General features: G+C 53.7%; 9 protein-coding genes. 4 read left to right on the top strand and 5 right to left on the bottom strand.

What is annotated here, in order from left to right:
- Positions 1-31 precede the first annotated feature (31 nt).
- Positions 32-784: an outer membrane protein gene (locus AC2FNN_RS15880; protein WP_171724058.1), complete on the top strand. Its 753-nt coding sequence runs from the start codon at positions 32-34 to the stop codon at positions 782-784.
- 340 nt (positions 785-1,124) lie between these two features.
- Here AC2FNN_RS15880 and AC2FNN_RS15885 read toward each other — a convergent pair whose 3' ends face one another.
- Positions 1,125-1,985 (bottom strand): DMT family transporter, encoded by an 861-nt coding sequence (locus AC2FNN_RS15885; RefSeq protein ID WP_496759484.1) that lies wholly within the window; start codon positions 1,983-1,985, stop codon positions 1,125-1,127.
- A gap of 116 nt (positions 1,986-2,101) precedes the next feature.
- On the opposite strand from AC2FNN_RS15885, the gene AC2FNN_RS15890 reads away from it, so the two are divergent.
- Positions 2,102-3,496 (top strand): aminotransferase-like domain-containing protein, encoded by a 1,395-nt coding sequence (locus AC2FNN_RS15890; protein WP_496759485.1) that lies wholly within the window; start codon positions 2,102-2,104, stop codon positions 3,494-3,496.
- Positions 3,497-3,627: 131 nt separating this feature from the next.
- Here AC2FNN_RS15890 and AC2FNN_RS15895 read toward each other — a convergent pair whose 3' ends face one another.
- Together AC2FNN_RS15895 and AC2FNN_RS15900 are read right to left on the bottom strand one after the other, a co-directional pair.
- Positions 3,628-4,539, bottom strand: coding sequence for a homocysteine S-methyltransferase family protein (locus AC2FNN_RS15895; RefSeq protein ID WP_170797323.1), 912 nt, complete (start codon positions 4,537-4,539; stop codon positions 3,628-3,630).
- A 213-nt stretch (positions 4,540-4,752) separates the two neighbouring features.
- Positions 4,753-5,613: an NAD(P)-dependent oxidoreductase gene (locus tag AC2FNN_RS15900; RefSeq protein WP_496759486.1), complete on the bottom strand. Its 861-nt coding sequence runs from the start codon at positions 5,611-5,613 to the stop codon at positions 4,753-4,755.
- Between the two features lie 105 nt (positions 5,614-5,718).
- Here AC2FNN_RS15900 and AC2FNN_RS15905 point away from each other — a divergent pair, with 105 nt between their 5' ends.
- Positions 5,719-6,636, top strand: coding sequence for a LysR family transcriptional regulator (locus AC2FNN_RS15905; RefSeq protein WP_496759487.1), 918 nt, complete (start codon positions 5,719-5,721; stop codon positions 6,634-6,636).
- Between the two features lie 88 nt (positions 6,637-6,724).
- On the opposite strand, the gene AC2FNN_RS15910 is transcribed toward AC2FNN_RS15905, so the two are convergent.
- On the bottom strand, positions 6,725-7,120 hold the full coding sequence (locus AC2FNN_RS15910) for a nuclear transport factor 2 family protein (protein WP_496759488.1): 396 nt from the start codon (positions 7,118-7,120) through the stop codon (positions 6,725-6,727).
- Positions 7,121-7,752: 632 nt separating this feature from the next.
- Complete coding sequence (locus AC2FNN_RS15915) at positions 7,753-8,301, bottom strand: hypothetical protein (RefSeq protein ID WP_496759489.1); 549 nt, start codon at positions 8,299-8,301, stop codon at positions 7,753-7,755.
- 411 nt (positions 8,302-8,712) lie between these two features.
- Between AC2FNN_RS15915 and AC2FNN_RS15920 the strand changes: the two genes are divergently transcribed.
- Positions 8,713-9,250 (top strand): AraC family transcriptional regulator ligand-binding domain-containing protein (locus AC2FNN_RS15920; protein ID WP_496759490.1); only part of this gene is annotated, 538 nt, incomplete at its 3' end.

Raw genomic sequence — 9,250 nt, forward strand, 5'->3', positions numbered from 1 at the left:
TGAAACTTGTATGTTTGTCGGGAGGAACAGAATGTTTTCGTCACTATGGGTGAAAAGTTGCTTATGCGCGGCAACGCTATCGGCATCGGCAGCCACAACGGCTGCGGCACAACAATCCGATTGGTCCTACGAGGCCACGATTTATCTGTTCATGCCGGAAACAGAAACATCCTTAAGCACCCCCATGGGGACACTGGATGGTACACTCAGTTTTTCTGATGCATTGGAAAACCTAGATTTCGCCTTTATGGGAGCGTTCTCGGCCACCGACGGACGATGGCTTATACTTGCAGATTACAACTACACAGATTTGTCGTTCAGCAACAGCACTCCCGGCCCCGCCAGTTCGGGCCTCGAGACATCATTTACCACGCAATACCTAAGCGGTTATGTCGGCTACCGAGTGTATGAAGCACCAACTATCTCGGTGGATGTCGCCGGAGGGTTCCGGTGGTTCAGCACTGATACAGAGTTCACCCTTCTCCCTGGCGCGGCACCGGGGAGGACAACAACCGCCGACGACAGCTGGACCGACCCTGTCATCGCCGCCAGAGCACGCGTCCGGTTCTCGGACAAATGGTCCGGCACCGGTTTCGTCGACTACGGAGGTTTCCGCAGCGGCAGTGAAACATGGCAGGTTCTGTTGACCGCCGAATATGCCATCAACAACAGATGGCTGATCCGCGGCGGCTATCGCTATATCTCGTTTGACCATGAGATCGACGGTAGCGATTTTACATTTGATCAGTCAGGGCCAGTGTTAGGCGCGACTTATCGTTTCTAGAACTCTTTATTGGTGAACTCGAGACTGGGTTGTGATGTTACGAACATCGTTTGATTGGCGCGAGTAGACTGCAGAAAGTTCTAGAGAATCATATTCGCTGTGTCCTCAGATTTGTCTTCGTGTCTGGCACCAGTTCTTGAACCCCAGCATCGATAGCTGGTTGGAGTTTGTTCTCACTCTAGAAATCAAGCGATGAATGAAGCAAGTCTAAGTCGCGATGCCACTTTCAACCGCAGAGTGAGAATTCACCTCGGCTGGCTTTCGCAACTACAGCGAATGGCTGCAAAGCGGGCTGCGACCGCAGCATTGAAATATGTAGGCCAACGGCAGCTCAGGGCCGTTACGCGAAGTGCTTTGCACCGGCCACGCAAATCACGACGAAAACCGTTACCCCGATCATCGAAGGCGCGATTGGTTCCGCTAGTAAGGCCGCTGCAAGGATCAAGCCGAAAAACGGTTGAAGCAGTTGTAGCTGCCCAACACCTGCTGTGCCCCCGCGAGCCAGACCGCGATACCAAAACACAAATCCAACCAGCATCGAAAAAATGGAGACGTATCCCAAGCTGAGCCAGACAGGCATGCTCAAATCAGCAATTGTGTCAGGCCATGTGAAGATTGCGAGAATGGCCATGAACGGTGATGACAAGACAAGCGCCCAGGAAATCACCTGCCAGCCGCCCAATCTACCCGAGAGCAGCGCCCCTTCGGCGTAACCCAATCCGCAGGCGAGGATGGCCGCCAGCATTAGCAGGTCTCCGATCAGGGACACTTCCGCACTTTGCGTGAGGGCAAAACCTACCACGGCCGCACTCCCCAAGACGGAAAACACCCAGAACATTCCGGCCGGTCGTTCGCCGCCGCGCAACGCGCCAAATGCGGCGGTGCTCAAGGGCAAAAGCCCGATGAAGACGATCGAATGCGCAGCCGTGATGTGCTGAAGGGCTATGGCTGTTAGCAGAGGAAAGCCAATCACGACGCCCAAGGCCACTGTCATGAGGGATCCCAGGTCCGACCGCGACGGTTTCAGCTCTTTGAATAAGACCAGCAAACACAGTGCCAGAGCTGTCGCCAGCACGGCACGAGCTGAGGTCAGAAAAAGGGGGTCAAATCCACTTACGGCCACTCGTGTCGCGGGCAAAGACCCACTGAAGATCAGCACACCGATCAATCCTCTGCCCCAACCCGAAAATGAAGACGTCATCGCCACACAATCCTTTTTGGATTTTGTAGTGGAAGCGCTGTAGTAAATGCAGATACAGAACAGTACAGTTCACTCGAACTGTAACGATAGATGAACCCAAACAGATTGATTGTACCATGGCCAAAGCGACCCGTCGCACCCTCGTGATGGACCATATCACACGCAGGATACGGTCTCGTACATATAGCGCAGGCACCAAGCTGCCGTCTGTCCGGGTGCTCGCGCGTAGATTGGGCGTCTCGCCCTCGACCATAGTTGAGGCCTACGACGTCTTGGCCGCTGAGGGCGTTATCTTTGCCCGACGCGGTTCTGGTTTCTTTGTTTCCGACCGCGTTCAGCCCTTTGTCGTGTCGCAAACCGGGCCACAACTTGAGCGAGAGATTGATCCGCTTTGGGTCGCTCGGCAATCCATTGATGCAGAAGACATCATGGAGAAGCCCGGATGCGGGTGGATGCCGTCAGACTGGATGCCTCTGGAGTCACTGCGTCGGGCCATGCGCAATGTGGCACGGGGCAACAGCAATGTATTGACCGATTACAGCAATGCAAAGGGGCATGCGGGTCTGCGCCAACACGTGGCACGCATGTTGGGCGATCAAAATATAGAGGTCGACCCAAACACCGTTTTGCTTACAAATTCTGGGTCACAAGCGCTGGACCTGATCTGCAGATTGCTGCTCAAGCCGGGTGATACAGTTCTGGTGGACGATCCGTGCTATTTCAATTTTCAAGCCCTCTTGCGTGCGCATCAGGTCGCACTTGTTAGTGTGCCCTACACGCCCAATGGTCCCGATCTCACGATATTCGAAAGCGTCCTACGCAAAGAGCGCCCCCGGCTCTATCTGACCAACTCGGCATTGCACAATCCAACTGGCGCGACGCTCTCAGCAGCGACCGCGCATCGCGTGTTATCTCTGGCCGAGGCCCATGATTTGCTTATCGTGGAAGACGCTATCTTTGCCGAGTTCGAGCCGGACTTGTCTCCGCGGCTAGCCGCGTTGGATGGGCTGGACCGTGTTCTTACGATTGGCAGCTTCTCAAAGACGCTTTCGGCGTCGCTACGATGTGGATACATAGCTGCCAGGCCTAGCTGGATTGCAGCCCTGACCGACCTTCAGGTCGCAATCAGCTTTGGTGGGCCGAGCCCGATGGTATCAGAATTGCTGCACGCAGCCCTCACCGATGGGAGCTACCGTAAACATATGGACGCGCTGAGGGCCAAACTGGATCGCGCCCGCGCGCGTTCTATCGATGAGTTGGGCACCCTGGACATCAAGCCCTTCGTGAATCCCAAGGGCGGATTTTACCTATGGTGTGAGCTGCCAGACGGAAGGGAGGCGGCCATGCTGGCACGGGAAGCTCTCAAACATGGCGTTGTGCTTGCCCCGGGAAATGTCTTCAGCCCGACCCAGTCCAAGAACTCGTTTATGCGCTTCAACGTGAGCCAGATGACGGGAGTGGCGCATAAGAAACTGCTTCTTGAGCTGATGAGTGCGACCAGGCCTCAATGACTGCTTTGCGGAAGCCGCATTGCAGCGTTGTTTCATGAAGCAAATGTCTGCAAAGGGCCGCTTAAGTGGCGGAAAGAAATCACGGTATCACCTTAGATATCAGCGCTATCGCTCAGATTAAATTAAGTTGGCTATGCCAATTCGATGGCCATCGATTTCAGGTGGCGCATGTCTGTACCGCAGCACCCTCCAAATACTTGGATCGACGGATACTGCCTCGCAATCGAGGCAATCTGTTTACCAAGTTCAGCTGGATCGCCTTCGTCCAGCTCATCTGCTTCGTCAAGTTCCGCATGCGAGCAACTCGAAGCGTTCGCCACGATGCCTCTCAGACGGGGGTGGTTGCCAAGCGCTCCGGCGAAATGGGTCGGATGAGCGCAGTTGACCATAAAAAACAGCGCCGCCGCGTCGGTTGCCGCGTCGATCTGGTCAATTCCATCCACAAGTTTGGTCCCGTCTGCCAGGCACCCGTCCGTTTCGACAACAAGAGACATGATGATAGGCAGATCTGCGTCTCCGGCGGCGAGGATGCATCCCGCAGCCTCACTTGGACGGTTGAACGTATAAGCGGTGACCAGGTCGACGCTTGTGTCTTTCAGGCTGTGCATTTGAGCGGCGTGGTATTGGCGTGCATCTTCGACCCTCACCGGAGGGATGTCGGCGTAAGGGTCATAGCGCGGGCCGATACAGGCCGACACCAGTACATCATCGCGAGCGGCAGCCTGGCGCACCTCCTCCATTAGACTGACCGCATCTTTGTTCACCTCAACGAGCCGGTCTGTATCGTACCCCAACGGCGCTGCCCGATCGGCGTTCGCCATCCATGTGGGTGCATCAAGGATACATCCGACACTCATTTCATGGGCGAGATCGACAAGTGCCTCCATTTGACCGGCCAGTATTGCCCTGGTGCCAGGTTCTTCCAGCAATGGAAACGATGCGAAACCGGGTAAATCAACGCCATGATTGAATATCAGGTCGGTGCCAGTGCCGGCATAAACCAGAAAGGTTTTGTCACCTTCGAGCGGGAACTGTCGCGCCATTCTGATCCACACCTATTGACGTCAAGTCTTCATAGATACCTACATTATCTCGGGTCTCCTGTGAACCTTAGTGCGGCGACAGAGTGTATTCCGTGAGCATGACCTCATCTTCCCGGGCATCTCTCAACCGCAGCGAAATTCTCCTTCGGCGGGCCACACTGCAGCGTCATCAAGCCTTAGCCAACGGCAGCATAGGGCCGGAGCCCTATGATATCAGGCATCCGTCATATGCTGGACCAGTGAGGTCAGCTGTCTGTCGCCGTAGCCGTCGTCCCAAGCCGCCTTGGTGCGCTCATGCATCAACCGGATGAAATCAGCGGGCGCATTAAGTGAGAGATAGGTCTTCAACGCATCCTCTTGCGCCATCGCGTAAACCTTCAGGGAGGCTTCCGCACTGTCGTAATCTTGAAACGGAACAGTTCTGGCAAAGAGATCATGGTAGTCATTGACCAGTTTGATAGAGGCAGGGAGTTGGTCGGCATAAACCTGCATCGGGATGCCCGCTTTTTGGCAGACAAGTGCACCGTAGATCATTCCGAACATGAACCCCTGCCGAACCGTGAAGAGGCCGGCAAAGAGCGCGGCAAGTGCCGTTGGTTTCTCTCCAACATGGGCGGACTTTCCACCCAATTCTCTGATGATACTGCCATAGCGGTCCCAGGTTCCGGCACTGCCCACCGTAAGGATTGTGGTTTCATCACCACCAATGCCGGAAGGGTAGGCATTGATCATGCCCAGCATGTAGCCTGCCCCCTGTCCCTCAAGGATGGCGACCAGTCTATCGGCATCCGAGGTATCGCCCGTGCTCATGTCACAGATGGTCTTACCCTTTGGCGAGACGCTCAGCCCGTTGACCAGTTCAACAGTTTCCTTGTGGCTCTTGATACAAATTATGACAAAATCAGACGCCGCAATAGCATCATTCGGTGAAGAGCAGATCGTGGCTCCAGCCTCAGCAAAAACCTCTGCCTTTTCCGATGTGCGGTTCCAAACGCCGACTTCGTGGCCTGCCTTGAGCAAGCAATGCGCCAGCGCAGAGCCCATATTGCCCAGTCCCAAAACAGCAATTTTCATGATGTTTGTCTCCGGTGGTCGCCAATGAATTACTGCACCAGCATGCGCCGGCATCGGGGGATCACATAGTTGTAAATTTTTCTATATTGTTAGATGATCTTACTTATGGATTGGCGCACACTTCCCTCTTTGACATCTCTCAGAGCCTTCGCCGCCGCTGCCGAGTTTCGAAATCTGACCCGGGCGGCAGCGGCTCTGAACGTGACCCATTCCGCAGTCAGCCAGCAAATCCGCGGGCTCGAACAACATCTCGACACTCGGCTTATCACTCGTACCCGACATGGCATTTCTCTGACATCACAAGGCGAATTCCTGTCGGCTGGCCTGCTTGAAGCCTTCGCGGAAATGGCCTCCGTGACTGAGAGCGTGTCGAGTGCAGAGGCGGTTCGACCGTTGGTGGTCAGCGCGACTCCGATGTTTTCAAGCGCGTTCCTTATGCCGCGTCTGTCGACGTTTATTGACGAATTCCCCAATATCGAGTTGAGGATCGATTCAACGATCCAAGCTGTCGACCTCAAGCCGGGCGGAATTGATATGGCCATCCGATATGGAACAGGTCGCTGGCAAGGGCTTGTCTCGCAGATGCTGCTGCCAGGCTGTCTGACGGTTGTCGCGTCCCGCGAACTAATCGGAAACCGGGTGCTCACGAATCCTGCAGAATTGCTTGATTTCACGCTTCTTCAGGAACAAGGGTCAGTCGAGTTTGACCTGTGGTTAGAAAAGGTCGGAATTCCGACCGACGCCGACCGGAGAGTTGTCCGCGTGCCGGGCAATATGCTGCTGGATGGCATCCGTCGCGGTGATGGTATCGGGGCGACGGTACCGGCTTTTGTTTCTGACGAGTTGAAGTCGGGACAACTCGTGGCGCTGTTCGACGATCCAATACCGCAGATCGGCTACTACCTTGTCACGTTGCCGGGCCCGGTTCGACCAGCGGCAAAGCTGTTCATGCGGTGGCTCTCGAAATCAATTACCGAATATGAGAAAAGCCTTTTCCGATGGACGCCCTCTCACTTGCTGTAGGCAGTAAAGAGCACCGACTACAGTCAAATTGGGTCTGACTTACCGAATACGACTGTGCGTACAGGGCGCGAATTGTCGCCGGATATGATCATGTTCCCGCAACTTGACGTTCATAATCCACACCATCATACCAACCGAGCGATTTGGTGACGTTCAGGTTGTCGTCTAAGTCCCATTCTTCCCAGCCCGAGAAACGAACATGGTTACCAGTCTCTTTGTGATGGCCTTCGAAAGTCCACGCATAGACCATGTGGTGATCGGCGACGAGAACCGTGTCGAGGCTAAGAACGAGGTCAGGGAAGTCAGCCATAAATCCCTCCGCCATGTCGCCAATCTCCGCCTGGCTCTCCATTGGGTCGCCACCGTTCATTATCATGATTGTATGTTCAGCATATCTTCCGGCGACATCGCCAGGTGCCCGGTTTGTCCAAGCAGCGCAATGGTCTTGAGCTATGCGGTGGGCGGTTTGTACATCAGGTGTCATCTATATCTACATGTCCTAAAAATCGCGAAAAATATGGTTACAGAAACGTTAGTCGGGTCTCTGAAAGCAATCAAGTTTGCTTAACAGCGCTTCTCAACGTTTGCAGGTTTGTTTGCCTCACGGCCATCCGCTCATTGAAATTTCTGCGTTTTGAACGAACGGCAGCTTTCGGGAAGCCGATAAGTGAACTCTGAGAGATATCGAATGTCGGCTGTGGGCCGTTCCCATCTAAGAAAGGTTAGCCTGCCAACGAGATGGTGCGATCACGTCGAGCTGCTTCGAATCCCTGATCGAAAAACAAAGTGAAGCGAACCAATGATAGTCAATCTGTGCGAGTGGTTTGAGGTATTTGCTTTTTTTGGTCAATCTCAGCAGAGTATTCGAATATAAAGTGCAAAGTAAGGAACACCGACGTTCTCGAAACACGAAATATCGGTATGACACTGATTAGAAGATGGTTCTGAAGGTGTAGACGCCCCCGCTGGCCTCGATGTGCCATTATGGGCGCCTTGTTTCTGGTTGCAACAGATCCCGTCAGACAGGCTTTCGTTTGGAACTGGAGTTAGGCCAACCCTAATACAGGGTGGCCTTTGTGTTTTGCAGTGGAGCATTTACCGATAATACCTCCAACTCTAGCCGCCGTTGTAGATTTCGTAGCACTCGACTGGGTCGATTCTGCCATCCAAACAAAAGACGTCATATATTCCCTCAATTGTACCCACGACGATAGCCCCGTCCCCTGCTGCAACCAGAAACAAGGCGCCAAGGAGGTATCGACCATCTTCTTCAACTTGACCTGGCAGCAGGCCCTCCTGATTTGGCCCCAAATTCAGGTGCGTACCGTTTTCGAAAGCGTATCCAGCAGTATCAGTTCCGGTCAAACCAACATTGGACAAGTCCCAGCTCCAATTCGGATCTATTGCGGGATACTGTTGAGGAACGTATCGGTTGTTTTGACCCAGATGGCGCTCTGACGGCATGTCGAAGCTGAAGCCGGACGATTGCGTGGCTTGAAGGGTATTGGCTACCCTATCGGAGCGATTGATTGTTTGCGAAGCTGACGAGCGAATTTGAGGTGCAAAACCGCGTTGGCCATGTGCGCGCAACGGACCAGCCGTGGATGTTCCAGCGCTCAGGATAATGGCAAATGCGGTGATGTATGTAATCAGTGTCTTTTTCATGTCTTGGTCCCTCTCGGTTGAGCGTGTCTGAAACGCTGAAGATGGGACCAACTTGGCAATTTGCGGTTCGGGTTTATTGTGATCACACGTCAAGGTTTTGGGAAAAGCCTTCATATGGACGCCAGTTTGCTTTTCCTCCTGCGATGGAGGACACCAATAGCGTTTAGATTGATGTCGCTAAATCCGTCTGCCAAACTGGTGCGCTCCATTCTTGATATCTTTGTGTCGCGGCTAAATCTCTAACCTAGGAACACGACAGCTTTGAGTATTGTGAGAAGAGCTCAGGTTTTGTCATTTCCCGTCGGGTCACGCTGATGCTGCTTGGCACGGCTGAGGCTCCCAGATTAATATTTTCGGAAACAAAAAAGCGCGGATTGCAAAAGGCGCATCAGTCTCGGGTGTTGTTGCGGCATGAAAGAAAACCAAGTGAATTCTGAAAACCAATCCTGGAAAGTTCCGGGTTTCGGGGTGCATCACATCGCCAGGCTTCTGGACAATCGCGGTTCAGATATTGTTGCGCTGCTGAGATTGGCCAATTTACCCGTTGATCTTCACCAAACACCCCCGAATTTTGTTGATGTCCGAAATGAGCTCCGCCTTTTGGAGCTTGCCATTGAAGAGACCAGAGATCCCATGTTTGCGATCTCGGCAGGCAAAACATTCAACCCCAGAAAAACGACCCTTCTCAGCTATGTTGTCTTGAACTCGCCGACCGTTGGCGAGGCAATCGAAAAGGCCGTGAGTTATGCGCGCTTGGCGCGCGGCTTTGCCAAATTGTCGTTCTATGAAGAAGAGCGCGGCATGTTCTTGGAGATAGATTCTGCAGCCCAACTGATGCGTGCTGATGGCGCTCATAACGAGTTTCGGGTTTCCGCATTCCTGACCAGTTTTCAAATTGCGGCTGAGGCACCCCTACCTGTCCTGGAAATACGGTTTCCGCATGAATTGA

It is taken from the genome of Ruegeria sp. BHSA118 (genome assembly GCF_059613405.1).

Excerpts from the sequence above, each read along its gene's own strand:
- AC2FNN_RS15880 (WP_171724058.1), top strand. The coding sequence starts at position 32 with ATGTTTTCGTCACTATGGGTGAAAAGTTGCTTATGCGCGGCAACGCTA.
- AC2FNN_RS15885 (WP_496759484.1), bottom strand. The coding sequence starts at position 1,985 with ATGACGTCTTCATTTTCGGGTTGGGGCAGAGGATTGATCGGTGTGCTG.
- AC2FNN_RS15890 (WP_496759485.1), top strand. The coding sequence starts at position 2,102 with ATGGCCAAAGCGACCCGTCGCACCCTCGTGATGGACCATATCACACGC.
- AC2FNN_RS15895 (WP_170797323.1), bottom strand. The coding sequence starts at position 4,539 with ATGGCGCGACAGTTCCCGCTCGAAGGTGACAAAACCTTTCTGGTTTAT.
- AC2FNN_RS15900 (WP_496759486.1), bottom strand. The coding sequence starts at position 5,613 with ATGAAAATTGCTGTTTTGGGACTGGGCAATATGGGCTCTGCGCTGGCG.
- AC2FNN_RS15905 (WP_496759487.1), top strand. The coding sequence starts at position 5,719 with ATGGATTGGCGCACACTTCCCTCTTTGACATCTCTCAGAGCCTTCGCC.
- AC2FNN_RS15910 (WP_496759488.1), bottom strand. The coding sequence starts at position 7,120 with ATGACACCTGATGTACAAACCGCCCACCGCATAGCTCAAGACCATTGC.
- AC2FNN_RS15915 (WP_496759489.1), bottom strand. The coding sequence starts at position 8,301 with ATGAAAAAGACACTGATTACATACATCACCGCATTTGCCATTATCCTG.